This window comes from Streptomyces javensis (assembly GCF_039525925.1).
GTDB lineage: Bacteria > Actinomycetota > Actinomycetes > Streptomycetales > Streptomycetaceae > Streptomyces > Streptomyces asiaticus.
Genome location: NZ_BAAAIF010000100.1, coordinates 1 through 25,344, shown reverse-complemented (window position 1 = coordinate 25,344; position 25,344 = coordinate 1). Strand labels below are relative to the sequence as shown.

The 25,344-nt window shown below is 71.4% G+C and carries 20 protein-coding genes and 3 pseudogenes; 17 read left to right on the top strand and 6 right to left on the bottom strand.

The genetic code is table 11. The features are described 5' to 3' along the window. Window positions 1-374, bottom strand: a pseudogene (locus ABD329_RS44240) (hypothetical protein); the annotation flags it as partial. 72 nt (window positions 375-446) lie between these two features. On the opposite strand from ABD329_RS44240, the gene ABD329_RS44235 reads away from it, so the two are divergent. The 5 genes from ABD329_RS44235 (at window position 447) to ABD329_RS44215 (ending at window position 8,913) form a co-directional block, all read left to right on the top strand. Continuing rightward, on the top strand, window positions 447-3,353 hold the full coding sequence (locus tag ABD329_RS44235; RefSeq protein ID WP_425574457.1) for an FtsK/SpoIIIE domain-containing protein: 2,907 nt from the start codon (window positions 447-449) through the stop codon (window positions 3,351-3,353). A gap of 312 nt (window positions 3,354-3,665) precedes the next feature. Beyond that, window positions 3,666-5,024, top strand: a complete 1,359-nt coding sequence (locus ABD329_RS44230) for an ABC transporter substrate-binding protein (protein ID WP_198279803.1) — start codon at window positions 3,666-3,668, stop codon at window positions 5,022-5,024. A gap of 24 nt (window positions 5,025-5,048) precedes the next feature. Then, entirely contained in the window at window positions 5,049-6,422 is a 1,374-nt protein-coding gene (locus tag ABD329_RS44225; protein ID WP_198279804.1) for a carbohydrate ABC transporter permease, read from the top strand. Continuing rightward, complete coding sequence (locus ABD329_RS44220) at window positions 6,419-7,300, top strand: carbohydrate ABC transporter permease (RefSeq protein ID WP_164436757.1); 882 nt, start codon at window positions 6,419-6,421, stop codon at window positions 7,298-7,300. The genes ABD329_RS44225 and ABD329_RS44220 overlap by 4 nt, the downstream gene beginning before the upstream one ends. Window positions 7,301-7,383: 83 nt before the next feature. After that, on the top strand, window positions 7,384-8,913 hold the full coding sequence (locus ABD329_RS44215; protein ID WP_198279805.1) for a hypothetical protein: 1,530 nt from the start codon (window positions 7,384-7,386) through the stop codon (window positions 8,911-8,913). 22 nt (window positions 8,914-8,935) lie between these two features. Here the strand turns inward: ABD329_RS44215 and ABD329_RS44210 are convergent, their stop codons facing one another. Beyond that, entirely contained in the window at window positions 8,936-9,397 is a 462-nt protein-coding gene (locus ABD329_RS44210; RefSeq protein ID WP_198279806.1) for an ATP-binding protein, read from the bottom strand. A 168-nt stretch (window positions 9,398-9,565) separates the two neighbouring features. On the opposite strand from ABD329_RS44210, the gene ABD329_RS44205 reads away from it, so the two are divergent. The 9 genes and pseudogenes from ABD329_RS44205 to haaN all read left to right on the top strand — a co-directional run bounded on the left by ABD329_RS44205 (window position 9,566) and on the right by haaN (window position 17,568). Further along, window positions 9,566-10,480 carry a helix-turn-helix domain-containing protein gene (locus ABD329_RS44205; protein ID WP_198279807.1) on the top strand — a complete coding sequence of 305 codons (915 nt, stop codon included), beginning with the start codon at window positions 9,566-9,568 and terminating at the stop codon, window positions 10,478-10,480. Then, complete coding sequence (locus ABD329_RS44200; RefSeq protein WP_344317949.1) at window positions 10,437-10,571, top strand: DUF397 domain-containing protein; 135 nt, start codon at window positions 10,437-10,439, stop codon at window positions 10,569-10,571. The genes ABD329_RS44205 and ABD329_RS44200 overlap by 44 nt, the downstream gene beginning before the upstream one ends. 5 nt (window positions 10,572-10,576) lie before the next feature. Then, complete coding sequence (locus ABD329_RS44195; protein ID WP_198279808.1) at window positions 10,577-10,936, top strand: DUF397 domain-containing protein; 360 nt, start codon at window positions 10,577-10,579, stop codon at window positions 10,934-10,936. A 156-nt stretch (window positions 10,937-11,092) separates the two neighbouring features. Continuing rightward, complete coding sequence (locus ABD329_RS44190; protein WP_198279809.1) at window positions 11,093-11,635, top strand: DUF4232 domain-containing protein; 543 nt, start codon at window positions 11,093-11,095, stop codon at window positions 11,633-11,635. 305 nt (window positions 11,636-11,940) lie between these two features. Continuing rightward, window positions 11,941-12,531: pseudogene (locus ABD329_RS44185) on the top strand (hypothetical protein); the annotation flags it as partial. A 223-nt stretch (window positions 12,532-12,754) separates the two neighbouring features. After that, window positions 12,755-15,538, top strand: coding sequence for a cyclophane-containing RiPP biosynthesis TPR protein HaaT (haaT, locus tag ABD329_RS44180; protein ID WP_198280282.1), 2,784 nt, complete (start codon window positions 12,755-12,757; stop codon window positions 15,536-15,538). Window positions 15,539-15,665: 127 nt separating this feature from the next. Then, complete coding sequence (haaA, locus tag ABD329_RS44175) at window positions 15,666-15,854, top strand: HaaA family cyclophane-containing RiPP peptide (protein ID WP_198280281.1); 189 nt, start codon at window positions 15,666-15,668, stop codon at window positions 15,852-15,854. A 13-nt stretch (window positions 15,855-15,867) separates the two neighbouring features. Next, window positions 15,868-17,028, top strand: coding sequence for an FxsB family cyclophane-forming radical SAM/SPASM peptide maturase (locus ABD329_RS44170; protein WP_198280280.1), 1,161 nt, complete (start codon window positions 15,868-15,870; stop codon window positions 17,026-17,028). 66 nt (window positions 17,029-17,094) lie between these two features. Continuing rightward, window positions 17,095-17,568 carry a cyclophane-containing RiPP N-acetyltransferase HaaN gene (haaN, locus tag ABD329_RS44165; RefSeq protein ID WP_198280279.1) on the top strand — a complete coding sequence of 158 codons (474 nt, stop codon included), beginning with the start codon at window positions 17,095-17,097 and terminating at the stop codon, window positions 17,566-17,568. On the opposite strand, the gene ABD329_RS44160 is transcribed toward haaN, so the two are convergent. Beyond that, window positions 17,541-17,852, bottom strand: coding sequence for a transcriptional regulator (locus tag ABD329_RS44160; RefSeq protein ID WP_425574458.1), 312 nt, complete (start codon window positions 17,850-17,852; stop codon window positions 17,541-17,543). The two genes, haaN and ABD329_RS44160, sit on opposite strands and share 28 nt — an antisense overlap. A 2-nt stretch (window positions 17,853-17,854) precedes the next feature. Then, on the bottom strand, window positions 17,855-18,034 hold the full coding sequence (locus ABD329_RS44155) for a hypothetical protein (protein ID WP_198280284.1): 180 nt from the start codon (window positions 18,032-18,034) through the stop codon (window positions 17,855-17,857). A 129-nt stretch (window positions 18,035-18,163) separates the two neighbouring features. Between ABD329_RS44155 and ABD329_RS44150 the strand changes: the two genes are divergently transcribed. The 3 genes from ABD329_RS44150 to ABD329_RS44140 all read left to right on the top strand — a co-directional run bounded on the left by ABD329_RS44150 (window position 18,164) and on the right by ABD329_RS44140 (window position 23,504). Continuing rightward, window positions 18,164-20,500, top strand: coding sequence for a bifunctional glycosyltransferase/CDP-glycerol:glycerophosphate glycerophosphotransferase (locus ABD329_RS44150; protein ID WP_344317951.1), 2,337 nt, complete (start codon window positions 18,164-18,166; stop codon window positions 20,498-20,500). Between the two features lie 107 nt (window positions 20,501-20,607). Then, the gene (locus ABD329_RS44145) at window positions 20,608-22,455 is read left to right on the top strand and encodes a stealth family protein (protein ID WP_344317947.1); all 1,848 of its coding nucleotides are present in this window, start codon (window positions 20,608-20,610) and stop codon (window positions 22,453-22,455) included. Then, window positions 22,428-23,504, top strand: coding sequence for an FkbM family methyltransferase (locus tag ABD329_RS44140; RefSeq protein WP_246619173.1), 1,077 nt, complete (start codon window positions 22,428-22,430; stop codon window positions 23,502-23,504). Before ABD329_RS44145 ends, ABD329_RS44140 begins: the two co-directional genes overlap by 28 nt. 289 nt (window positions 23,505-23,793) lie before the next feature. On the opposite strand, the gene ABD329_RS44135 is transcribed toward ABD329_RS44140, so the two are convergent. Together ABD329_RS44135 and ABD329_RS44130 are read right to left on the bottom strand one after the other, a co-directional pair. Then, window positions 23,794-24,147: a VOC family protein gene (locus ABD329_RS44135; protein ID WP_198282381.1), complete on the bottom strand. Its 354-nt coding sequence runs from the start codon at window positions 24,145-24,147 to the stop codon at window positions 23,794-23,796. A 16-nt stretch (window positions 24,148-24,163) separates the two neighbouring features. Next, window positions 24,164-25,344, bottom strand: a pseudogene (locus ABD329_RS44130) (hypothetical protein); the annotation flags it as partial.

Genomic DNA, 25,344 nt, shown 5'->3' with positions numbered 1-25,344 from the left:
CGTATGGCGGCCGGTCCGCCGCTCCCGAGCCGCGCGCCCCGTACCGCGGCGGCCAAGCGGGCGCCGGGCCGCGTAGCGGGCCCGGCTCGGCCGACCCCGGCCGTGCGGGCCATGGCAAGGCCCCCGCCAACAGCGACCGACGCGGTGGGCGGCCACAGGCCGCGGACGCCGGGTACGGCGGGTCCGCACAGCAGACGCCCCACCCCGGGGCCCAACCGGGCGCCGGGCCGCGTAGCGGGCCCGGCTCGGCCGACCCCGGCCGTGCGGGCCATGGTGGGGCTCCCGCCGACTTCGACCCACGCGGCGGGGGACCGCAGGCCGCCGGTACGGGCCGCGGCGGCCCCGGGCAGCCGGGCGCCAGGGAGCGTACGCATGGCGCGGGGTATGCGCTGGACGCGCCGGGGGCGCAGGCTCGGCGGCGGGGGATAGGGGCCTGGGTACGGCAGTTGGCCGGGGGGAAGGCGGCCGAGCGGGGCGGGGTACGGGAGGACCGGGGCGCGGCGGCGCGGGCGGCAGCCGAGGCGGAGGCGTTGCAGCGGCGGTGGCCGGATCCGGCCACCATGCTGATGACGGCGCTGGGGCCGGGCTCGCGCCTGTGGGAGCGCGCCCCCGGGCATCCGGACGCGCTCACCGTGCGGCTGGGCTCGGCCGACCAGCTGACGGCCGACGGCGGGCCGCTGCCCGCCGCGCCCGTGACCGTCGATCTGCGCCAGTGCGGTTCGCTGGGGCTCGCGGGCCCGCGCACGCGGGTCGCGGGGCTCGCCCGGTCCGTCGTCGCGCAGCTGGCGGCCCTGCACTCACCGGGCACGTTGGAGATCGTCCTGATCAGCGGCGAGGAGCGGCTCGCGGAGTGGTCATGGCTCGGCTGGCTGCCGCACGTCCAGCCGTCGCGCGGGCAGGACTGTCGGCTGCTGCTCGCGTATGACGTGGAGCAGGCCGCGGCCCGTACGGAGGAGCTGACCCGGCGGCTGGAGGACGGGCCGCTGGGCCCCGGCTGGGCCAGCGCCTCCCCGGCCGCCGCACAGTCTGTGGCCGCACGCCACTTCGGGCCGTACACCGTGGTGGTCGTGGACGGCGCCCCCGGTCCGGGCGCGCTGCACGACAGCGCGTTGCAGGCCACCCTCGCCCGGCTGGCGGTGAGCGGTTCCGCGGCCGGAATCCATCTGATCTCTTTGGCCGAGGCGCCCGCCGCGTCGCCCACCTCCCCGCTGCCCATGAGCTATGAGGCCGCGCGTTCGGCGTCCGCCGCCTTCGCGGCGTGCGGGGTGGCGGCCGTGCTGAGCGGTGACGTGGCCACGGGGCTCCAGATCGTCCACGGGGACGGGACCGCGCCCGGCGCCAGCGGGGTCAACGGGATCACCGGCGCGACCGGCGCCACCACGACCGTGACCGTGGACGCGGTGTCGGCGGCGTGGGCCGAGCGGTTCGCGCGGGCGCTCGCGCCCCTGCGCCCGGCCGCCTCCGCGCAGGACGGCGCGTTCGGCGGCTCGGACGGCCCGCCGACCGTTCCGCTGCCGGACTCGGCGCGGCTGCTGGACGAGTTGGGGCTCGCGCGGGCCACGCCCGCGTCCCTGCTGGCCCGTTGGGCGGCCGCGGCGGACGAGGTCCCGGCGGGCGGCCGGGCGCTGGCGGTGCTCGGCGCCGGTCCGCGCGGCCCGCTCGCGGTCGATCTGGCCGCCGAGGAGGGTCCGCACGCACTGATCGACGGCGCGACGGGCACCGGTAAGACGGAGTTGCTGCGCTCGTTCGCCGCGTCGCTCGCGGCCGCCGAACGGCCGGACCGGCTGGAGCTCATCCTGGTCGACGGCGCCGGGTCGGGGACCGGGGCGGGAGCGGGCGAGGGGCTCCGGGTGTGCACGGATCTGCCACATGTCTCAACGCATCTGTCGGCCACCGACCCGGTACGGATGCGGGAGTTCGCACAGGCGCTGAGCTCGGAGCTCAAGCGCCGCGCCGAACTGCTGGGCCAGCAGGACTTCACGGATTGGCACGCCCGGCCCCACCACCCCGGCGACGGCGAGAACGGCGGCGACGGCGACCACGCCACAGGCTCGGACGGCACCATGGGCGCCAACACAGGCGCGTCCGGCCCTGACGCACCGGGTGCGGCGGGTGGGCCCGGTACCCGCCGTACATCCGGTGCCCCCGGCGCCAGTGCGCCCGGGGCGCGGGGTGGGGCCGGGGCGCGGGGTGGGGCCGGTGTGCCTCGTCCAGCCAGTGCCCCCGGTACACCCGGTGCACCCAGTACACCCGGTGCAGCCGGTACGCCCCGCGCAGCCGGTACGCCCGGCGCAGCCGGTGCCCCCGGCGCCAGTGCGCCCGGGGCGCGAGGTGGGGCCGGTGTATCCCGCGCGGCCGGTGCCCCCGAGGCAGCCGGTATGTCCGGCGCGTCCGGTGCAGCCGGTACCTCCGGTGCAGCCGGTACGTCCGGCGCACCCAGCGCACCCGGGGCCAGCTCGCCCGGTACGCCCGGCCCAGCCGGTACACCCGGTGCCGCCCCCGGCGGTCCCCGTGCCGCCCGCACGGCCGGTGCGCCCCGCGTCGTCTCGCCTCGCCCGCCCGGCGATATCGACCCTCCGCCGAGCGACACCCTCCGCACGCTCAATCTGCGCGCCCAGCGCACCGCGAGCGCGGCGCCCGCCCGTCCCCGTTCCCTCCTCCCCCGTCTCGTCGTGATCGTCGACGACTTCGACGCGCTGGTGGCCCCGGCCCTCGGCAGCCCCGGCCGGCCGGCGTCCGGTTCGGTCGTCCGCGCGCTGGAGGCGATCGCCCGTGACGGCGCCCGTCTCGGGGTGCATCTGGTCGTGGCGTCCGGCCGTCCGGACCGTACGGCGGACACGGCGGCCGTAGAGCGGGCCGCGCTGCGGATCGCCCTGGACGCGCGCCCGCTGAACACCGCGCCCACGGCAACCCCCGCTCAGCCGACCGGCCCCGCACAGCCGACCCACACCGCACAGCCGACCCGCACCGCACACGCCACCCACTCCGGCCACCCCGGCGAGCCAGAAAGGCCCGATACATCCCCCGTGGCATCGACACGCTCGGTCACATCCACCTCCGCCGCCGCAGCCGCCCCGGGCGGCGATCCGGCGCCGGGCCGTGGGCGGCTGTTCCGGCCGGATGACGCCGTCGGAACGCCGTTCCAGGCGGGCCGGGTGACCGGACGGATACCGCGCACCGCGACCCAGCGGCCCACCGTCGTGCCGCTGGAGTGGCGGCGGATGGGTGATCCGCCCGCCCGCCGACCGCTGCGCGAGCTCGGGAACGGCCCCACCGACCTGGCACTTCTCGCCAGTGCGCTGCAACGCGCCGCCCAGTCGGCGGACGCGCCCACCGCACCCGCGCTGATCTGATCGACCCCGCCCGCGACAACCTGCGGCCGCCCGCGCCCTGCCCGACATCTGTCCGATTCCCGCCCGTTTCGCACCCGCTTCGCACCCGTTCCCGAGCGCTCCCCTCACCCCTGGCCGAGTTCCCGGCACATTCCGGCCATCCTCCCGTCTGTCCCACCTGCCCCGTTTCACGGCCGACCCTTCATCACGGCCCGGTCACGATCCGTGAGTGAACGCCGGACGCAGTATTGCCACGTTCGGTGACCGGGCGTAGGACTACTCAGCACGGGACACGGCCGCGCGGGGGCGGCCGGCATCGGAGGGAACACGGGGATGCACGTATCGCTTCCTGCGAAGCGTTCGACACGAGCCGCCGTAGCCCTGCTGGCGGCGGGAGCACTCATGCTCACCGCCGCGGGCTGCGGCGGCGACGACGGAGACACGGTCAGCGGCGGCCCGCCGCCCAACACCGTGAAACTGCCGAATCTGAAGGGGCAGAAACTCCAGGTCACAGCGGTCTGGACGGGCACCGAGCAGGAGAACTTCACCAAGGTGCTCAAGGAGTTCGAGAAGCGCACCGGCGCCAAGGTCTCCTTCGTACCGAGCGGTGACGACATGGCGGGCTTCGTCGGCTCGAAGATCGCGGGTGGCGCTCCGCCGGATGTCGCGATGGTCGGACAGGTCGGCGTCATGCGCGAATTCGCCCAGAAGGGCTGGGCCAAACCGCTCGACGCCGCCGCCAAGGCCGAATTGGCCAAGAACTTCGCCAAGGGCTGGCAGGACCTCGGCTCGTACCAGGGCAAGCCCTACGGGGTGTACTTCAAGACCAGCAACAAATCGCTGCTCTGGTACAACACCTCCGCGTTCGACTACGCGGGCGCCAAGGTGCCCAAGACCTGGCAGGACTTCCTGAAGCAGGCCCAGCTGATCTCCGACTCCGGCACCGACGCGGTCGCGATCGGCGGCCAGGACGGCTGGACGCTCACCGACTGGTTCGAGAACGTCTATCTCTCCCAGGCGGGCCCGGAGAAGTACGACCAGCTCGCCCAGCACAAGATCAAGTGGACCGATCCCTCGGTGAAGAAGGCGCTCGAGACGCTCGCCGAGCTCTGGGGCACCAAGGGCCTGGTCGCGGGCGGCCGGAGCGGCGCGCTCCAGACCGCGTTCCCGGACTCCGTCACCAAGGCGTTCGGCAACAAGGCCGAGCCGGACGCGGGCATGGTCTTCGAGGCCGACTTCGTCGCCGCCAACGTCGCCGACGCGGGCGCGGAGCTGGACCAGGACGCGAAGGTGTTCCCGTTCCCGGCGGTGGGCGCGAACGCGCCGGTGGTGACCGGCGGCGACGTCGGCGTGGCGCTGAAGAACAGCAAGGCGGCGCAGGCGCTGCTCACCTTCCTCGCCTCACCGGACGCCGGGACCATCTGGGCCCAGTCCGGCGGGTTCATCTCGGCGAACAAGAACGTCAAGTTCAGCGCCTATCCCAATGCCTCCATGCGCAAGATCGCACAGGCGCTGATCGCGGCGGGCAATGACTTCCGGTTCGACATGTCCGACCAGGCTCCCGCCTCCTTCGGCGGCAAGCCGGCGCAGGGCGAGTGGAAAGCGCTCCAGGACTTTCTCAAGAACCCGAGGAATGTCGAAGGCATCCAGCGCCAGCTGGAGCGGGATGCCGCCAAGGCGTACAAGAACTGACGACTCGACCGGGAGATCCACATCATGTCGACCGCGACAGCGGACGGCGCGGCCACACCTGGCCGGGCATCGTCCGCCCCACCGGCCAAACGGCCAAGCGCCAAGAAGCGGAAGAGCCTCATGGGCACCCGGCCCTGGCTGGCGGCGGTGTTCCTGCTGCCCGCCCTGGTGCTGCTCGGGGCGCTCGTCGTCTATCCGATCGTCTACTCCGTCTACCGGAGCTTCTTCGACGCCTCGGGCAATGGCTTCGTCGGCCTGGACAACTACCAGGAGATGTTCTCCGACGACGCCACCAAGACGGCCATCAAGAACAACGTCATCTGGCTGATCCTGGCCCCGACCGTCTCCACCGCGCTGGGCCTGATCTTCGCCGTGCTCACCGAGCGGGTGCGCTGGGCCACCGCATTCAAACTGGTCGTCTTCATGCCGATGGCGATCTCGATGCTGGCGGCGGGCATCATCTTCCGGCTGGTCTACGAGCAGGACCCGGACAAGGGCGTGGCCAACGCCATGTGGGTGAGCGTGCATGACTCCTTCAGCGAGTCGCCGCCGTTCCCCGGCGCCCATCCGCGTCCCACCGCCGGGCTGACCGAGGCGTCGAACGGCTCGTTCACCACCAAGGACGCCGTGCGCGCCGGCACCCCCACCTCGCTGCCGCTGGTCGCGGCCAAGCGCGGGGACATCAGCGGGGCGCAGGACGCCAAGGCCGCCAAGGCCGAGCCGGGGAAGATCACCGGCACCGTCTGGTTCGACTTCACCCGGGGCGGCGGTGGCGAGCAGGGCACCATCGACAAGGGCGAGAAGGCGATGGCCGACCTCAAGATCGAGGCGGTCAAGGACGGCAAGGTCGTCGCCCGGACGAAGTCGGCGGCGGACGGTACGTACACCCTCCCCGCCAAGGCCGAGGGCGCCCAGCTGCGGCTGCCCGCCTGGAACTTCTCCGAGCCGTACAACGGCGTGGACTGGCTCGGCCCGTCCCTCGTCACCCCGGCCGTCATCGGCGCCTACGTCTGGATCTGGGCCGGTTTCGCGATGGTGCTGATCGCGGCGGGGCTCGCGGGGGTGCCGCGCGAGCTGATGGAGGCCGCGCGGATGGACGGCGCCAATGAGTGGCAGGTCTTCCGGCGGATCACGGTGCCGATGCTGGCGCCGGTGCTCTCGGTCGTCGTCGTCACGCTGATGATCAACGTGATGAAGATCTTCGATCTCGTCTACATCATCGCGCCCGGCCCCTCCCAGGACGACGCCAACGTCCTCGCCCTCCAGCTCTTCCAGTCGTCCTTCGGCACCGACGTCAACCAGGGCCTCGGCAGTGCGATCGCCGTGCTGCTGCTGTTGCTCGTGCTGCCCGTCATGTTCATCAACATCCGCCGGATCCGAAGGGAGAGCCGCCGATGACCAGCGCGGACACGGTCGTACAGGCGAAGCAGTCCCCGGTCGCGCGGATCGCCGCCAGCGTCGGCGGCGGGGCCCTGCGGGTCGTCCTCATCCTCGTCGGCCTGCTGTGGCTGATGCCCACCGCCGGGCTGCTGCTGTCCTCCCTGCGGGACCCGTCGGAGGTGGACCTCTCCGGTTGGTGGAAGGTCTTCACCGACCCCGGACAGCTCACCTTCAGCGGCTACGACAATCTGCTGGGCAACCAGCAGATCACCGACTCCCTCTGGACCACGCTCGCCATCACCGTCCCGGCGACCCTGCTGGTCGTGGTGATCGGCGCCCTGGCCGGCTACGCCTTCGCCTGGATGGACTTCCCCGGCCGCGACGTATGGTTCCTCATCGTCGTCGGCCTGCTGGTGGTCCCCATCCAGGTCGCCCTGATCCCGGTGGCCAAGCTGTTCGGCGAGATCGGCATCTTCCAGACCACCACCGGTGTGGTCCTCTTCCACACCGCCTTCGGCCTCCCCTTCGCGATCTTCCTCCTGCGCAACTTCTTCGCGGAGATCCCCCGGGAACTCCTGGAGGCCGCCCGCCTGGACGGCGCGGGCGAACTGCGGCTCTTCCTGCGCGTCGTCATGCCCCTGGGCGGCCCGGCCATCGCCTCCCTGGGCATCTTCCAGTTCCTCTGGGTCTGGAACGACATGCTGGTCGCCCTGATCTTCGCCGACAGCGGCAACCCCCCGATCACGGTCGCCCTCCAGCAGCAGGTCCGCCAGTTCGGCAACAACATCGACATCCTCGGCCCCGGCGCCTTCGTCTCGATGCTGATCCCGCTGGCGGTCTTCTTCGCCTTCCAGCGCCAGTTCGTGGCGGGCGTGATGGCGGGCGCGGTGAAGTAACGCCCCCTCCCGAACAGCGGGCGGCCCGGCACCCCTTCAAGGGGCGCCGGGCCGCCCCTCTCCTCGGATGATTTGATCTCAGCGTGTTCATGACGACCTTCCTGCGTGAGTTCCAGTCCTGGTATTGGAACTGCGACTTCGACGACACCGAGCTGCAAGCCGCGCTCGACGCCACCGACGCGGCGACGACCCCCGACGAGTTCCAGCGGGCGTTCCTGGTGTTGCTGCGCAGCGAGGACACGGTCGCCCGGGGTACCGCCCTGGACTTCTTCGACCGCGCCGCCACCACCAGCAGGTTCGGCGAGGCCAACCCGTTCGCGCCCTATCGGGAGGAGGTTCTCGCGGTCGCCCGGGAGATGCTCCGCCATCCGCCCCGGCCCGGCGACGACATCGCTTTCGAGGGCGCTGACCATGCCAGCGCCCTGCTCGGCCTCAAGAACGACGCGGGCCCCGAGGACGCCGAGGCCGTCCTCGCTGTGCTGCGGCGCCGCCCGGACGGCGAACTGCTGTTCAACGCGCTGTGGGCAGCACAAACCGCCCTTGGGAACTCGGAGACTCCCGATCCCCGGCTGGTCAGTCTGATCGGCGAGATGGCGTTCGACCGCTCGTTGGACATCGCCGACCGGCGCCAAGCACTCAGCGCGCTGCGCGACGCGACCGGCGCCGCGGCGACCGAGTTGCTGGTGCGCGCGACGGGCGAGGACGACTACCGCTTCCAACAGGAGGCGGCGTGGGCGCTGTCGATCGGCGAGCGGTTCTACGCCCACCGCACCCTGCTGGAACGCCTCGACGCGTCCTGGCCGGACGACGAGCGCGGCTTCGCGGCGAGTGAAGTCCATGAGGCCCTGGGCCCCGGCCCTCACAGCACCTACTGGCGGGGGGTCGCCCCCGAGAGCCCGGGGCTGCTCCGGGCCCACGGCGAGATGCGCGCCCCCACCAGCAAACGAGCTCACCGGCAGGGGTTTCGGACCATGCTGTACAGCGGGCTCGTTCCGATGGTGGGCATCGCGCTCGACCACTTCTGCGACGGCGACGGTCTCGCCCGGTTCGACCTCGACGTAAAGGCGTTCGAACCCAACGCCCTCGCGCTCGCCCGCCACCTCCTGGCTCTGTCCCCGTCATCGGCGAACGCCAGCCCGGAGACCGGCGCCGGCGCCAGCCACGCCAGCGCGCTCGATGTTCTTGCGCTGCTTGCCGAACCCGAGGACGCCGCGCTGCTCGCTGCCGCGCTCAGGCGCCGTGACACCGCACCGCTGGTCCGCGAGCGCGCGCTCCGCGCCGCGCAGGACTGCCTCGACCGGTGGGACGAGCCGGATGACCGAGTCGTCTCCGCCCTGGAAGAGCTCATCTTCGACTCCTCGGCGGACATGGAGGCCCGCACACTCGCCGTTATCGCCCTGTTCGATGTGCCCGGATCACAGGTCACCGCCGTGCTCTTGCGCGCCGCTCATTCCAGCGTCCTGCCCGTCCAGATTGAAGGCGCGCTCGGCCTCACCTGCGCCCACCTCATCGACCAGCACCGCGACCTCGTGCGCGGTCTTGTCGCATCCTGGCCCGGCGGCGACGACGAACCCGACCGGGCCTGGCTGGTCCGCGCTGCGCTCAGGGACTGATGGACCAACCAGTTGACCACTTTCAAGCCATGGGCCCACCGCACTCCGCCCACACCGTCTTACCGACCGGGATCCGAGGGGACGTACCCCAGCGGGTGGCCAGCAGATCCACCAGGAGCAGGCCACGCCCCGACTCGTCATCGGCCGTCAGCGTCGGTGGAATGACCGGGAACCGGTCCTCGCGGGCGTCCGAGACCTCGATACGGATCGTCCGCGTCGCAGTCGCGCAGGCGAGGCGGAGCCGGAAGTCCCGCCCGGGTACCCGGCCGTGCCGTACGGCGTTCGAGGCCAGCTCCGCCACCAGCAGGGCCACCGTGCAGGACGCGTCCGACGCGGGCGGATAACCCCACTCCTCCATACGCCGCACCGCGAGCCGCCGAGCGAGCCGCGCTCCGCGCGGCGTAGCGGGCAACTGCTCGGTGAGCTCCTGGAGTTCGGGCTCTGGGTCGGGCGCCGTGGTCGTCTTCAGCACGGTGTTGTCCATTTCCGTCCGATCGATCTTCCGTACGATTCGCACCGTGTGCGCATCGTGACGTTCCGTGCTTAAGGATCGCGACGCGGGTCTAGGCTCAAAAGGCCGTGACGCCTTACCTTTCAGGCCGTAAGGAACGGAAGTGATGTTTTGGCCAGAGAAGTTGATCCCCGCTCATCGATGGCGGCACTCTTCGGATCCCGGGTCCGCAGACTCCGCACGGCCGCCGGTCTGACCCAGGCCGAGCTGGGCGAGCGCACGCATGTGGTCAGCACCCGGATCACGCAGATCGAGCGCGCCTCGGGAGCGAAGCCGACATTCGAGCTGGCGCGGACGCTCGACTCCGTCCTCGAGGCGGACAGCCTGCTCGTGGACATGTGGCCATACGTCTACCGGGAGGCGTTCCCGGACTGGTCGCGGGCGTTCATGGCCTACTCGGAGCGGGCGGTGTCCATCAGGCAGTACGCGGCGCATGTGGTGCCTGGCCTGTTACAGACGGAGGACTACGCACGGGCCGTTCTGCGCGTCGGTTTGTCCCTCACCAGCGAGGAGCAGTTGGAAGACCGTGTGACCGCCAGGCTCAGGCGACAGGAACGGCTCACTTCACCCGACCGTCCCGAACTGTGGGTCGTCCTGGACGAGGCGGTGTTGCTGCGTCCGATCGGAGGCAGGGCCGTCATGCGGGAACAGTTGGCCAGGCTCCTGGATGCCGCCATGGAACCCCACATCACCGTGCAGGTACTGCCTTTCGACCAGGCGGAGCACGACGTGATGGGCGGGTCCCTGACCGTGCTGACGTCGCCTGACGAGACAGAGGTGGCCTACACGGAAGGCGCCCACTACGGCCAACTCATCGAAGAACCAAAGGACGTCAAGCGCTTCGCGCTGTCCTACGATCGGCTGCGGGCAGCATCTCTGCCCCCACTCATGTCACTCGACATGATCCGATCCGTGATGGAGGGCAACCACCGTGGAGCGAGTGTCCCGTCCCGATCTGAACGACGCCGCGTGGCGCAAGAGCAGCTACAGCAATCAGGAGGGTGGCGACTGCGTGGAGGTGGCCGACGGCATACCCGGCGTCGTCCCCGTCCGTGACAGCAAGCGGCCCGATGGCCCCGCGCTGGTCTTCCCGGCGGCCTCCTGGCACGCCTTCATTGATGAGCTGACGACCGGCCACAGCCACTGATGGCCATGGCTGGCCTCGATCTGAACAGTGCGCACTGGCACAAAAGCAGCTACAGCAACCAGGCAGGCGGCGACTGCGTCGAGGTGGCGGGCCTCCACCTGAACCGCGCCGCCTGGCGCACGAGTAGTCACAGCAACCAGGAGGGTGGCAACTGCGTCGAGGTGGCGGGCCTCGACCTGGACAACGCCGCCTGGCGCACGAGCAGCCACAGCAACCAGGCAGGCGGCAACTGCGTCGAGGTGGGCAACATGGCCAGGGTCGTTCCCGTCCGTGACAGCAAGTATCCCAACGGTCCGGTACTGATCTTCCCGGCGGCCTCCTGGGCTGCCTTCGTTGATGAACTGACGACCGGCCGCAGCCTCTGATGTAAGTCCTCGCAATGCGGTCGCAGTTGGGCGCCTGACTGTCCGAAATCGGCTCTCCGACACTCGGAACCTCCCCCGGGCACCGCACATCTTCCGGTGCGCAGGCGCCAACTGACATCGGGCGCCGATTCGTATGCGAGGGGAACCAAAAACTTCATGAAGAACAAGCTGACCACCGTGGCCCTTGCGGCCCTCGTCGTCGCCGGCACCGCCGCCACGGCCATCCCGGCCTCGGCCGCCACCGCCAAGGCCGCGCCGACCCGCTGCCACACCGCCGACCTGAAGGCCGGCTTCGCCATGGGCGAGGACGCGAGACCGGAGATGGATCAGACCGAGAAGGAAACCCAGGCGCACATCTGGTTCAGCAACAAGAGCACGCGCACCTGCACCCTGTCCGGCTTCGCCGGTGTCGACATGATCGGCGCTCAGGGGACCGACGGCACCTGGTCGCTGGCACGCTCCTCCAAGACGCCCGAAAAGATGGTCCTGGAGCCGGGAGACACGACTGACTTCAGCATCAACCTGCTCCCGGTGGCCGGGTCCACGCCGCAGAAGGAGAAGTTCGTTCCGGCGAAGTTCCTGGTCACCCCGCCGAACGAGACGGAGCACTTCACCCTGAAGTGGCCGTTCGGCGGCCAGATCCTCAAGCAGGACGGCGCCACCCACCCCGGCACCTACCTCAACCCGGTCGGCCTGTAACCAAGCCGGACAGCCCCTCACCGCCGTCCCCGAGCCGGCCAGGGGCCGGTCCGCGTCGTCATTCCGGGCCCGCCGGACCCTCGTACGCGGGGGTCCGGCGGGCCACGAACTCCCCCAAAGAACCGGGACAGAGAACTCCCGCCCACCCACCCTTCCGGCTGCTCACCCGTACGAGTGACCAGCTTGCGGGCGAAGCACGCCGGTCGTTACGTTCACCGCAACACAACCGCAAACAGACGACGGCCCCCGGCCGGGACTGGCATCCCGAACGAGGGCCTGACCGATCAGGAAGCAGGACCTTCCCGATGGCTGGCTCGCAGTCTAACGCGCCCACGCGCGCCGACGCCGGAGCTCCGACCTCCGGCGTGATCCACGTCCGTACCCGCCTCACCGCCGACTTCACCGTGATCGCCAACGCCCTCGCACAGCGACGTGGAAGCGCGGTCACCATCGGCGTCGCGGCGTACATCTCGTCACTCCCCGACGGCACACCCGTGAGCATCGCCGCGCTGTGCGAGCACTTCACCGAGGGCGAGATCCTGATCTCGCGGGCGTTACGGGAGTTGGAGTCAGCCGGATACCTGGAGCGGCGACGCGAACGCGGCCCGGGGGGCGTCATCCGTACCCGGACCTACTTCTACGACGTCCCAAGGGGTGATGGCTCGCCCACCCCACCGCGTCCCCGCAAGCCCCGCCCGAGCGCGGCACAAAAGGCACCCACCGGGCACACGGCACCGCAGACGCCCCAGCCGGAAGCCACCGCCGACACCGGCCACCCCGCGCCCTCACTCGCTGAGAGCGACGAGCGGGCCGTCGCCATCCTCACCTCACTGCGCATCGCCGACCCCCGGCTCATCCTGTCCCACCGGGACGTCGCCGAACTCGCACCCGCCCTGCTGAGCAGGCCACGTCAGTCGGTACCGGGAGTCCGAAACAGGTGGCTGATGGCGCAGAGACGACCTTGACCAAGGTCCATCAGGGCTGGTCGGCTTGGGAGGTTGAAGTGTCGAAATCGGGGGTTGCGTTCGTGGCCAGGTCGGTTCTAGGTGGGCTTTCGCGGAGCGACCGCGCTGGAGCGGGTGCGACATGGCCCGGCGCCTCTGTGATGGAGCACGCGGTATGAGGCTGCGACGCGGTATCGCGATTGCCGCCGTTGCCGGTGGGGTTGCGGTGACGACGATGCTCATCGGGCTTGTGACGAACGCGGTGTCGGACCAATCGCGCTGGCCCGGCTGGCTGGGGTGGCTCCAGGAGCATGCCTGGTTCTCGTTCATCCTGCTGGGCGTGGTGATGGTCGTGGGGACCGCGTTGCTGGCCGCGCTGTCGGAGCCCCGCTCACCCGTACCAATCGCCGCGCCGTCGCCACGGCCGGAGGACGGGCCGGGGCCTCCAGGCGCCGCCTTGGTGCTGCGGTCACTGCCGCGCGACACTGCGGCCTTCACCAACCGGACCGCCGAGCTGGAAGCTCTGGTGCGGTCGGTTCAGATGTGGCAGGAGAGGGGTGAGGCGCTGCCCGTTCATGTGGTCGACGGCATGCCGGGGGTCGGGAAGACCACCTTCGCCGTGCATGCCGGGCATGTGCTCTCGGAGCGGTTTCCGGACGGGCAGCTCTTCCTGAACCTGAACGGGCACACCTCCGGGCGGAACCCGGTACAGGCGACCGAGGCGCTGGCCTCACTACTGGCGGCGGCCGGGGTGCCGACACAACAGATTCCGGTAGGCGACGATATCGGTGCCGTGACCGAGGCTCGCGCCGCCATGTGGCGCGGTCGGCTGGCCGGCAAGAAGGCGCTGCTCATCCTCGACAACGCGGCAACCTACCGGCAGTTGGAGCCCCTGCTTCCCGGCGGGGGTGGCTGTCTGGTGCTGGTGACCAGTCGGAAGCGGCTGGCTGCGAACGAGGAAGTCGTACTACCGGTCGAGGCGCTGCCACCGGACCACGCAGTCGATCTGTTCATACAACTCAGCGGGCGACCCGCAGACTCCCTCGACCGGTCCGTGGTCGGGGCCCTGGTGCGGATGTGCGGCTACCTGCCGCTCGGTGTGTCGCTGCTGGCCGCACGGTTGCGGCACCATCCGGCTTGGAGCGCCGAGGACCTGCGGAGGCGATTGGTGGCGGCGCGGGACCGGCTGGGTGAACTGCGAGCCGGGGAGCGTGCGGTCACCGCGACCTTCGACCTGTCCTACCGGGACCTCCCGCAGGAGCGACAGCGCTTCTTCCAAGCTCTTGGCCGCTGCCCCGGCACGGACCTCGATGCGTATGTCGGGGCCGCTCTTGGCTCCGTCTCGGTAGCAGAGGCACGCCGTCATCTCGATGCGCTCTACGACGATCACCTGATCGAGGAGCAGCCAGGTGACCGATACCGGCTGCATGACCTCTTACGTGACTATGCCCATGGCCTCGCCGATGGGGAAAGAGACGGTATGGATGACGTCCAGACCATCACGCGCGCTTGCACCTACTACCTGGCCGCGCTCGCTGACGCGAACCGGCACATCGTCCGCGCCGGAGCAGCCGCGCCCCCTCCGCCAGACGGCGCGTCAAGCGTAGAGACTCCGCCGACGGACTCGCGAGCCGCCGCGTTGGAGTGGCTTGAGAACGAGCGGCCCAACGTTTTGGCGTCCATTCGGCGAGCGAACAACCTCGACCTGCATGAGCTCGTGATCCGCCTGGCTGCGGCCATGGCACCCTTCCTGCGACAGGCCGGTCCCTGGGACCAGGCTGTCGGCCTCCATCGAACCGCCGCCGATGCTGCACGGCGGGTCGGAGACCGGCAGGCGCTGGCCGGGGCACTCGCCGAGCTGGGTGTCGTACGGCGGTTCATGGCCGCTTACCCCGAGGCGACCCAGGCCCTGAACGAGGCGGTGACGGAGTATGAGGCGGTTGGCGATCAGCAGGGCAAGGCTGCCGCCCTGAACCAGGCGGGCATCGTCTGGTACCTGACGGCGGACACCGAAGCTGCTGCCCGAGCCCAGGCCGAGGCCCTCGCTCTCTACCGCGAAGTGGGGGACCGGTTCGGACAGGCCAACGCGCTCGCCGACCTCGGTATGGTGCGTCGGCAGACAAGTCAGTTCGACGCCTCCGTGGAAGCACAGACAGAAGCCTTGTCGATCTACCGTGAGTTGCGGGATCAATACGGTGAGGCGAATTCGCTACGCGATCTGGGCGTCGTGCACTGCCTCATGGGCGAGTACGAACTGTCCGCCCGGCGACATCGTGAGGCGTTCGACATCTACCGGGCACTCGACGACCGAGTCCACCAGGCATACGCCCTCAACGAGCTGGGCCTGGTCCGGCGGCTCACCGGGGATCTCGGAGGAGCGCAGGAGGACCACACCCGGGCGCTGGAGCACTACACCGAGTTGGGCGACCGCTTCGGCCGGGCCAACAGCATCCGCCATCTCGGGGTGGTGGAACGCGTATCCGGGAACGTCGCGGAGGCGGCCCGGCTGGTGGAGGAAGCCCTGAGCATGTACCGCGAGCTGGGCAGCCGCGGGGGCGAAGCCGCCGCGCTCAGCGAGCTGGGCGCGGTCCGCGGGCTGGTCGGTGAGCGAGACGGCGCGGCCGAGGTGTTCCAGCGCGGTCTGGAGATCGTGCGTGGCCTGGGCGACCGGTGTGGTGAGGCCGAGATCCACAACCATTGGGGAGTCCTCATGCTGGCTCACAGTGATCCAGTGGCCGGACGCGAACGCTTCGATCAGGCTCTGAGTCTGGCCCGGGACATCTGCTGCCCCCTGGAGGAAGCGCGAGCGCTGGAAGGCATCGGTCGCTGCGCCTGGGCGATCGACCGGCCCACCGAGGCCGAGTCGTCGCTGCGAGAAGCCGTCGCCGTGTACCGGCGGTTGGGTGTGAGGGCCGAAGCCGATGAGATCGAGCGTCTGCTGGCATCCTGGACGAGGTGACTCGGCCATGTGGCCAGTTTCCGTATGCCACCGTGGGTGGTGAGACTGCTACGTTGAGCTGATCTGCCGCTTCACCCGGCATCGCACCGTTCTGACACCCGGCACGCCCCACCACGAGGAGCGTTGAATGCCATCGCCCACGCCCGTTCCCACGCCGCACGGCACCGCATCGTTCAGCCCGGAAGCCCAGAGCAACGCGGTCCTGGATCGTGTGGCCGGCCGCGTACGGCAACGGCTGGAGGCCGAGCAGGCCGCGACGAACCGAACCGGCGACGGCGCTCACGCGGCATCGCTGATCTGGCCCTGGCCGCGGTGAGCACGCCCGCTTGATGACGCGGCACGAAGACATCGCCCCACTGCGCACATTCATCCTCAAGGTCGCCAACCGCTGCAACATCGACTGTGATTACTGCTACGTCTTCAACTCCAAGGATCAGTCGTCCCGGCACCTGCCCGCGCGGATGAGCCTGGAGGTGGCACGCGCCGCGGCTCGGCGGATCGGCGAGCACGCCACGGCGAACGGCTTGCGGGACATCCATGTCGTCCTGCACGGCGGTGAGCCGCTGCTGGCCGGTCCGCAGCACATGGCCAACCTGCTGAGCACCGTGCTGGAGGCCATTCCACCGGCCACAAATGTTCGTTTCGAGCTCCAGACCAACGGGACGCTGCTGACCGAGGCGTGGCTGAACCTCTTCGAACGATACGGCGTCACCGTGGGCGTCAGCCTCGACGGGCCACCGGCCGCGAACGACCGGCACCGATTGACTCACACTGGGCGGTCGAGCACCGCCTCCGCCCTGCGCGGTATCGAGCTGTTGCGCTCCCGGCCCCATCTGTTCGCCGGGCTCCTCGCGGTCGTAGACCTGGCCAATGACCCGGTCGAGGTCCACGACTACCTGGCGTCGTTCGAGCCTCCAGTGATCGACTTCAACCTGCCTCACGGGACGCACGACGATCCCCCGCACCGCGACGACCCGAGCGTCCCCGAGTACGGCCTGTGGATGAGCCGCGTCTACGACACCTGGCTCGCCCGGCCCGAGTACCAGCACACGGTCCGGATGCTGGAGGACATCGTGGCGCTCAGCTCCGGAGTACGCGGCTCGGTCGAGACCCTCGGGCTGGCCCCGCCCACCAGCGTCGTCATTGAATCCAACGGCACGATCGAAGGCGTCGACACCCTGCGCTCAGTCGAAGAGGGCGCCTCGTGGCTGGGGCTCGACCTCTTCAACACACCTTTCGACGAGGCCATGCGCCATCCCAAGCTCATGCACCGACACGACAGCAGGGCAGCGCTGGCCGAGAAGTGCCAGAGCTGCCCGCTGGTGGAGGTGTGCGGCGGCGGTTACCTCCCACATCGCTTCAGCGCCGGACGTGGCTACCGGAACCCCTCCGTCTACTGCGCGGACCTGGAGCACCTCATCCGGCACATCCAGGACTCCCTGCGGCAGCACGGCTGGAACGCGTCGACATCAACCGCTCCACCCCCTTGACCAGCCGTACTGCCACGGCGGAAGCCCGTATCGAAAGCAAGCGAGCGAAGCAGACAGGAGACGCCGATGAGCGTGACGATCCGCCCCGCCGACAAGCGGGACGTCCTTGCGGTGGCCGAGCTGATCGAGGAAATCGAGCGCTTCTACGGCTCAACCGAAATCCAGCCGCTCGCGGAGCGCCAGGCTCAGGTGGAGGAAGCACTCTTCGGCGCACCGCCCATGGCCTCCGCCCTCCTTGTCGAAGACGAGACGGGTGGCCTCGCCGGGCTGGCCGCCTACTCGTTCCTCTGGCCGGCCGCGGGCTCCTCCCACTCGCTCTTCCTCAAAGAGCTCTATGTCCGCGACACCCTGCGCAGGCAAGGCGTCGGCGCCCAGCTCATGAACGAGCTGCGCGCCCTGGCCACCGCGCGGCCCGGGTGCAGTCGCATCGAGTGGATGACCGACCAGGACAACCCGGGAGCACGCGCCTTCTACAAGTCCCTCGGCTTTGACGAATTCGATGGAAAGATCATTTACCGAGTGGACACCAGCACGGCGTGAAAGCGCATGTCGGCTCCGCGATGGCCCAGGCGAACAGCGTCATTCGTGCGGTCGCTCCGCGGCCCGCTGGGACTCCTCGACGACGCGGCGCAGCGCCGCCACGTGTCTTTCGAGGGCGTCCCGTCCGGCCGTGGTGAGCGCGAGCCATGTTCGGGGCGTTTGCCCACGTAGCCCTTTTTCACCTCGACGTAGCCCCGGGTCTCGAGCGTGCTGACCTGCTTGGAGAGCGCGGAGGGTGACAATCCTGCCGACTCGCGGACCCACCCGAACTCGGCCCACTCCACACTCACCAGCAGCGACACGATCGACAGCCGCGTCGGGTCGAGGAGGGCGGTGTCGGGTTGCGGCCGAAGAGGATGAGGGTGGCGCCGAGCACCGCGCCCACCACCGTCCTGGAACCCCAACGGGATTCCTGCTCCGAGGCGCGGGCCTGGTCGCGGCGCCGCTCGATGTAGCGCAGCGCCATGAGCGGTCCGGTGTTGGGCCGAACGGGGGGCTTTTCGGGGGCGCCTCGCCATGGCGTCATCCCATTCGGTGGGCGTTCAGATGATGGTGTGAGGAACCATCCGTGCCGCTTCGACCGATGGGATCCGCCATGCCCCGGTTCAGCGTCATCGTGCCCGCGTACGAGGTCCAGCCGTACCTGAGTGACTGTCTGCGGTCCGTGTTGGAGCAGGACTTCACGGACCTGGAGCTGATCGCGGTCGATGACCACTCGCCGGACGCGTGTGGCGCGATCATCGATGAGGCCGCCGAGCGGGACCCGCGGGTGCGGGCCGTGCATCTGGTGGAGAACGCGGGTCTCGGGCGGGCGCGGAACGCCGGGATCCGCCGGGCCACCGGGGACTATCTGCTCTTTCTCGACGGGGATGACACCCTCGCCCCCGGCTCGCTGCGCGCCATCGCCGACCGGCTGGCGCGGACCGGCGAGCCGCAGGTGCTGGTCTTCGACTACGCCCGGGTCGACTGGGCGGGTGACGTCGTACGGAACGTCCGGGCCGAGTTGCTCCGGGAGGGGGATCCCGGATGCGTCCGGCAGGTGTTCCGGCTCGAGCAGCGGCCGGAGCTGCTGCGGCTGCTGATGGTCGCCTGGAACAAGGCGTACCGCCGGGACTTCGTCCGCGCGGAGGGCTTCGCCTTTCCGCCGGGGTTCTACGAGGACACCCCCTGGACCTTTCCCGTGCTGTTCAGCGCGGAGTCGATCGCCGTCCTGGACCGGGTCTGCGTCCACTACCGGCAGCGGCGGCGCGGCGGGATCCTGCGTACGACCAGTCGGCGTCACCTCGATGTGTTCGAGCAGTACGACCGGGTGTTCCGGTTTCTCGACGCCCGGCCCGAACTGGCCCACTGGCGCCCGGCGCTGTTCCGGCGGATGGTCGACCACCTCGGCGCGATCGCCGCCGCGCCGGACCGGCTGCCGGTGCGGGCCAGGGCCGAGTTCTTCCGCCGGGCGGGCGCGCACCACCGCCGCTACCGGCCGTACGGCGCGGCCGCCCCGTCCGGGCGCGCCTGGTGGCGGTGTCTGCTGCTGCGGTTGGGTGCCCGGTGGGCGTTTGAGCTGTTGCGGGGTGGCGATCGGGTGTGGCGGAGGGTCCACGGATGCGCCCGCGCGGCGTACGGGCAGGCGCGCGCCGCCGCGCTTCGGGCGCATTACCGGGTGCGGTTGTGCCTGCCCGTCGATCCCCGGCTCGCCGTCTTCGCCGCGTACTGGCACAAGGGCTACGCCTGCCACCCGGCGGCCATCGAGGCGAAGGTGCGCGAGCTGGTGCCGGGGGTGCGTACCGCCTGGATCACCACTCCCGAGTACGCCCACTCCCTGCCGCCCGGGGTGCGCCGGCTGCACCCCGGTTCGGCCGCGTACTGGACGGCGCTGGCCCGCGCCCGCTTCCTCGTCAACAACGTCAACTTCACGCCGGGGATGCGGAAGCGGCCCGGGCAGATCCACCTCCAGACCCACCACGGCACCCCGCTCAAGCACATGGGCCTGGATCTGCGCGACCGCCCCGCCGCCGCCCGCGGCATGGACTTCGGCAAGTTGCTGGAGCGGGTGGACCGCTGGGACTACAGCCTCTCCGCCAACCGTCACTCCACCCTGGTCTGGGAGCGGGTCTACCCCTCCGGCTACACCACGCTCCCCTACGGCTCCCCGCGCGACGACGTCTTCCAGCACGCCACCGAGGACGACGTGGCCCGGCTGCGCGCCCGGCTCGGCATCCCCGCGGGCAGCGTCGCCGTGCTGTACGCGCCGACCCACCGCGACTACCAGCGCCGCCCGGTGCCGCGGCTGGACCTGGAGCGGGTGGCCCGCGCGCTGGGGCCCGGGTTCACGCTGCTGGTCAGGCCGCACTACTTCCACGCTCCGCACTACTTCCACGCTCCGAACTCCTGCCACGCCCTGGACGGGGCCACGGGGAGTTCCCGCGGCCGGGTGCTCGATGTCTCGGGGCACGGCCGGGTGGAGGAGCTGTGCCTGGCGGCGGACGCGCTGCTGACGGACTACTCGTCCATCATGTTCGACTACGCCAACCTCGACCGGCCCATCGTCATCCACGCCGACGACTGGGACGCCTATCGCGCCGCCCGCGGCACCTACTTCGACATCACCGCGGCCCCGCCCGGTCCGGTCTCCCGCACCGAGGACGAGCTGATCACCCTCTTCGCCACGGGCGCCTGGTGCGGTCCGCGCTCGGCCGCGCTGCGCGCCGCGTTCCGGGCCCGCTTCTGCCCGTACGACGACGGGCGGGCGGCCGAGCGCGTGGTGCGCCGGGTGTTCCTCGGTGAGCACCCCGAACTGCTGCCGCCCGTCGTCCCGCTCTCCGAGCGCCGTCCCGCCCCCGCCGCCGTGCGTACCGCTCCGGCCGATCACGTCGTATGCCCTCTGCCGGCCGCCTCGCCCGCTCCCGCACTCCCCCACCGGAGCCGCCCCCACTAGCCCCCGCCCCTACTCCGTCCCGACGCACCCCGCCCCCCGTCCCGACGCGCCCCTACTCCGTCCCGACGCGCCCCGCCCCGTCCCGACGCCCCCACCCAGGACGCACGATGCCCCTCACCGCACCGCCCGCCGCCCCCCGCCCCTGGCTCGCCGACCCGCCGCCGCTGGTGCGCGGATACCGGCGTACGGTCCCGCTGCCCTTGCGCCGCGCGGTCGTCACCGTGACCGGCCCCGGGCTGCGCCGGGCGGCCATGCGGGGCCTGGGCGGGCTGTCGGCCGCCTCCGGTTCGCTGCGGCTGCGCCGGGCGCGGCGGCGGATGCGGCGGGCCGGGCTGCTGGCCGGGGCATCCGGCCGGATGGTGCTCGCCGACCGACGGGGCGGCGCCCTCGTGGCGACCCTGGTCCCCTCCCCCACCCCGCTGTTCGCGCGGGCCGAGAATCTGCGGCTGGTGTGCGAGGCCCTGGACCGGGCCCGGATCGACCACTTCGTGGTCCGCTGCTACAGCAACGTCGGCTCGGCCGTGGGCGTCCGGGCCGATCAGCGGGCGGAGGTGGTCAAGGCGCTGGCCGCGCTGTGCGCCGAGGAGGCCGGGTATGTCTCACTGCCACCACGGCGCGGCCACCCGGCGCCCCCGCCCCGGCTCGGCGGTACGCGACGGGCCTGGCGGCGGCTGGCCGCCGCCCCCGTGGTCCGCTTCACCCGCTTCCACGCCGGGCCGGGCGGACGGCTGGTCCTCGGCCCGGCGCACGGCTGCGACATCGAGTTCTGGGAGCCGGGCGGGCAGGGCGAGGAGCGGGTGCTGATCGCCCCGCGCTTCAACCGCACCACCGCGTCCGTACCGCTCGTGGGCGAGCCGGTGCGCGCCCCCGACCAGCTGTTCACCCGGCTCGCCCCGCCCATCGGCTGGCAGCCGGGGCCGCTGGTGCGCACCCGCCCGGAGTTCCTGACCCGGCTGCCGGACGAGGTCCGCTTCCCCATCGACGTCGTCTACACCTGGGTGGACGGCTCCGATCCGCAGTGGCAGCGGCGGCGGGCGGCCCTCGCGGGCACGGGCTATCACGCCCAGTCCGCCAACGCCGCCCGCTACGCCAACCGCGACGAGCTGCGCTATTCGCTGCGCTCGCTGTACCTGTACGCCCCCTGGGTGCGCCATATCTATCTGGTGACCGACCGTCAGGTGCCCGACTGGCTGGCCGCCTCGCACCCGGGGATCACCGTCGTGGACCACCACGACATCTTCGACGACCCGGATGTGCTGCCCACCTTCAACTCCCATGCCATCGAGACCCGGCTGCACCACATCGACGGACTCGCCGAGCACTTCCTCTACTTCAACGACGATGTCTTCCTCGGCTCGCCGGTCACCCCGCAGGACTTCTTCCTGGCCAACGGCGTCTCCAAGTTCTTCCCGTCCCGCGCGCTGATCCCGCTGACCCCCGTGGGCCCGGGCGACGTGCCCGTATCGGCGGCGGGCAAGAACAACCGGGCGCTGCTGGAGGAGCGGTTCGGCCCGGCCGTCACCCAGAAGATGAAGCACACCCCGCACGCCCTGCGCACCAGCGTGCTCGCCGAGATCGAGAAGGAGTTTCCGGACGCGGTCCGCGCGACCATGGCCAGCCGGGTGCGCTCGACGTCGGACATCTCCGTACCGTCCTCGCTCCACCACTACTACGCGTTCCTGACCGGGCGCGCGGTCCCCGGCCAGCTGCGCTACGACTACTTCGACCTGGCCCAGCCCACCATCCGCGCGCGGCTGGCCAGACTGCTGCGGGCCCGCCACTGCCAGGCGTTCTGCCTCAACGACACGGTCTCCTCCGAGCACGACCTCGAGGACCAGCTGGCGCTGGTCCGCCCCTTCCTCGACGCCTACTTCCCCCTCGCCAGCCCGCTGGAGCGGGCCGTCACCCGACAGGAGACGCGGCAGCCATGCCCCTCGCCATCACCCTTCCCCTGAACCCGGACGTCCTCGAGGCGGGCGGGCCGTATCCGCGGGCGCTCAATGTGCTCAGCCGCAAACAGACCGCCGTACAGCGGCAGTTGCGGCGCGCCGGGCTCGCGGGCTACGAGCCCACCACCCAGGCGACCTTGCTGGCCCTGGCCCAGCAGGCGCCCGAGGGCAGCGCGGTGTACGACATCGGCGCGCACATCGGGCTGTACTCGGCGCTGATCAGCGCGGTGTACGGGGACGGCGGGCGCGGACCGCGGGCCATCGCGTTCGAGCCGACGCCGGAGACGGCCGCGCTGTGCCGCCGGATCCGGGAGTGCAACAGGCTCGGCTTCGAGGTGCAGCAGACCGCGCTGGCCGATGAACCGGGCACCGCCGAGCTGTACTTCTCCCTCAAGTCGGAGTCCTCCAACTCGCTGAACCCGGCCCACCGCCGGCACACCGAGTCGGTCACGGTGCCGGTCACGACGGTCGACGCGTTCACCGGGGAGCGCGGTCTCGCCCCGCATCTGATCAAGATCGATGTGGAGACGTTCGAGGCGGCGGTGTTGCGCGGGTCGTACGACACGATCCGGCGGCACCGGCCGTGGATCGTGTGCGAACTGCTCCCCGGCGCGGACCACACGGCGCTGCGCACCGCGCTGGCGCCGTTGACCGCGATGGACTACGGCCTCCACCCGATCACGCCGGAGGCGCCCTGGCACCGCTACGACGAGACCACGTACCGGTCCGCGGTGAGCGGGCAGTGCCGCGACTGGCTGCTGGCGCCGCGGCCGCTGACTCCGGCCTTCCACCGGGTGGTGCGGCGGTGGCTGATCGCGATTCTGGCGTGCGACGAGACGACGAACATCATCACGACCGACAAGGCGTCCTTCCCGTACGGCTGGAACGCGCCGTACCGCTCGGCGCGGGGTGCGGCGCGGGTGCCCCGTACGGGCCTCCCGCTCACCGGTTTGCTGCGGTTGGCGGGCGCCGCCGCGTTGGCGCGGCGCGCGGTTGTCCCGGCTCGGCGGGCGCCGGGGGCGCAGGCGACGGGGAGTGGGTCGTTGCGGGGGTGAGGGGAGTGGCGGGGGCGGGTGGTTCTTCCCCACCCCGCCCCTTCCCGAAAGAGGGGGCTCCGCCCCCTCACCCCCACCGGGCCTCCGCCCCGGGCCCCGGGGGGGGCCGTACCGGACCCCGGACGCGGCTCGCCGCGGGCGTCGCTTCGTCATCAGCCCCGCCGGGGGCCGCCCCGGACCCCGGGCACGGCTCGCCGCGGGCGTCGCTTCGCCAGCGGCCCCACCCCGGCAGGCGCCTCATCGCCGGGGGTCGCGCCGGGCCCCGGGGTGGTTGGCGCGCGGGGCGCGCTTACTGGCGGCGCTGGGCCAGGATGCAGAATTCGTTGCCTTCGGGATCCGCCAATACAACCCACGATTGATCGCCCTGGCCGATGTCAACACGCTGTGCGCCATGCGCCACCAGACGGGCCACCTCGGCGTCCTGATCGTCGGGCCTGAAGTCGAGATGCAGTCGGCTCTTGGCCTTCTTGCTCTCATTGAGCCGGACGAAGTCCAGCCCCGGCACGCGATCCGGCGCCGGGCGGATCTCGAACTCGTCATCGGAGGAGTGGACGACGACCCAGCCGAGAGCCTCGGCCCACCACTGGCCCAGCGCCACCGGGTCTTCCGAATGAACGATTACCTGTTCCCATTCCAAGGTCATCCGCAGAGCTTAACGTTCAGTGCGCGGGCCCCGCCCGCACATAACGCTCCAGGCGGATGCCGGGCAGGCAGAGCGAGTACGCCAGCCGGAAGTGCCCCGTCAGCACGGGGGCCTTCGGGCCGCGCGTCTCCGGTTCATCGGCCGCGATCAGCCATGCCGAGCGCGTCCCGTCCAGCCGTCGCAGCAGCTCGGCGGGCCCGACCTCGACCCCGTAGAGCGTGCCGGAGGCCGGGCCGGGGGTGGCCAGTGCGATGTCGCGCAGCCCGGCGAGGGGGCGCGGATAGGCGATGGCGATCCGCCGTTCCTTGGGCGGGTCGTACAGCACGGGCTCACCCGGCCGGGTGAGGCGCCCCACCGCGGCGGAGAGCGCCGCCAGATCGTCCTGACGGCTCAACGGCTCCCGCTCCCGCTGGTGCAGCGGGAACTGCCAGCCGAACGCGCAGCCGATCGCGAGGACCCCGGCCGCCGCGACCACGGCCCGGCCCCGGCCGGACACCGCCTCCGCCAGCCGGTCGATCCCCGCTGCGGCCAGTAGGGGGATGCCCGCCAGGGCGAAGAGGAGGTACCGCTCGTGGAAGCACGGGCGGTGGAGGGCCAGGGCGAAGAGGAGGACGGGCGGGACGCAGATCAGGGGCAGGGCGACCGCGGTCAGAGTTCGCCGGTGGGGGCGGACTACGGCGATCGCGAGCAGCAGGAGGTTGACGGCGAGGACGAGCACGCTGGGGCCCGCGAACTCCTCGACCACCGCCCACAGCCGACCCGGCGTCGGATGCCGTATCCAGGCGATCTGCGCGCTCTGCCGCCGGGCCACCAACGCCAGCGGCACCACCGCCCCCACCGCCCCGGCCGCCGCGCTCCCCCATCCCCACCACACGCGGCGCGGGGCGCGCGAGACGAGCAGCGTCAACGCGTGCGCGGCGAGCATGAGCACCGCGAACACGTGCAGCAGCGCGGTCGCGGCCACCACTCCCCCGTACGCGGCCCAGCGCCACCCCTCCGCATGGCCCCGCCTGGCCCCGGGCCCGCCCGGCCCCGGGGTCACGCGGGGCACGTCGCCGGGGGCCGCCCGTACGGCCGAACGGACCCGTGTGGCCGACGCCGCCCCGGGTCCGGGGGCAGGGGCGGCACCGGGGGCGGGGGCAGGGGCGGCACCGGGTCCGGGGGCAGGGGCGGCACCGGGGGCGGCGGGCGTGGGCG

Bases quoted from the DNA above. Each gene is read 5' to 3' on its own strand.
- ABD329_RS44230 (WP_198279803.1), top strand. From the start codon at position 3,666: ATGCACGTATCGCTTCCTGCGAAGCGTTCGACACGAGCCGCCGTAGCC.
- ABD329_RS44225 (WP_198279804.1), top strand. From the start codon at position 5,049: ATGTCGACCGCGACAGCGGACGGCGCGGCCACACCTGGCCGGGCATCG.
- ABD329_RS44220 (WP_164436757.1), top strand. From the start codon at position 6,419: ATGACCAGCGCGGACACGGTCGTACAGGCGAAGCAGTCCCCGGTCGCG.
- ABD329_RS44210 (WP_198279806.1), bottom strand. From the start codon at position 9,397: ATGGACAACACCGTGCTGAAGACGACCACGGCGCCCGACCCAGAGCCC.
- ABD329_RS44205 (WP_198279807.1), top strand. From the start codon at position 9,566: ATGGCGGCACTCTTCGGATCCCGGGTCCGCAGACTCCGCACGGCCGCC.
- ABD329_RS44195 (WP_198279808.1), top strand. From the start codon at position 10,577: ATGGCTGGCCTCGATCTGAACAGTGCGCACTGGCACAAAAGCAGCTAC.
- ABD329_RS44190 (WP_198279809.1), top strand. From the start codon at position 11,093: ATGAAGAACAAGCTGACCACCGTGGCCCTTGCGGCCCTCGTCGTCGCC.
- haaT (WP_198280282.1), top strand. From the start codon at position 12,755: ATGAGGCTGCGACGCGGTATCGCGATTGCCGCCGTTGCCGGTGGGGTT.
- haaA (WP_198280281.1), top strand. From the start codon at position 15,666: ATGCCATCGCCCACGCCCGTTCCCACGCCGCACGGCACCGCATCGTTC.
- ABD329_RS44170 (WP_198280280.1), top strand. From the start codon at position 15,868: ATGACGCGGCACGAAGACATCGCCCCACTGCGCACATTCATCCTCAAG.
- haaN (WP_198280279.1), top strand. From the start codon at position 17,095: ATGAGCGTGACGATCCGCCCCGCCGACAAGCGGGACGTCCTTGCGGTG.
- ABD329_RS44155 (WP_198280284.1), bottom strand. From the start codon at position 18,034: ATGGCGCTGCGCTACATCGAGCGGCGCCGCGACCAGGCCCGCGCCTCG.
- ABD329_RS44150 (WP_344317951.1), top strand. From the start codon at position 18,164: ATGCCCCGGTTCAGCGTCATCGTGCCCGCGTACGAGGTCCAGCCGTAC.
- ABD329_RS44145 (WP_344317947.1), top strand. From the start codon at position 20,608: ATGCCCCTCACCGCACCGCCCGCCGCCCCCCGCCCCTGGCTCGCCGAC.
- ABD329_RS44140 (WP_246619173.1), top strand. From the start codon at position 22,428: ATGCCCCTCGCCATCACCCTTCCCCTGAACCCGGACGTCCTCGAGGCG.
- ABD329_RS44135 (WP_198282381.1), bottom strand. From the start codon at position 24,147: ATGACCTTGGAATGGGAACAGGTAATCGTTCATTCGGAAGACCCGGTG.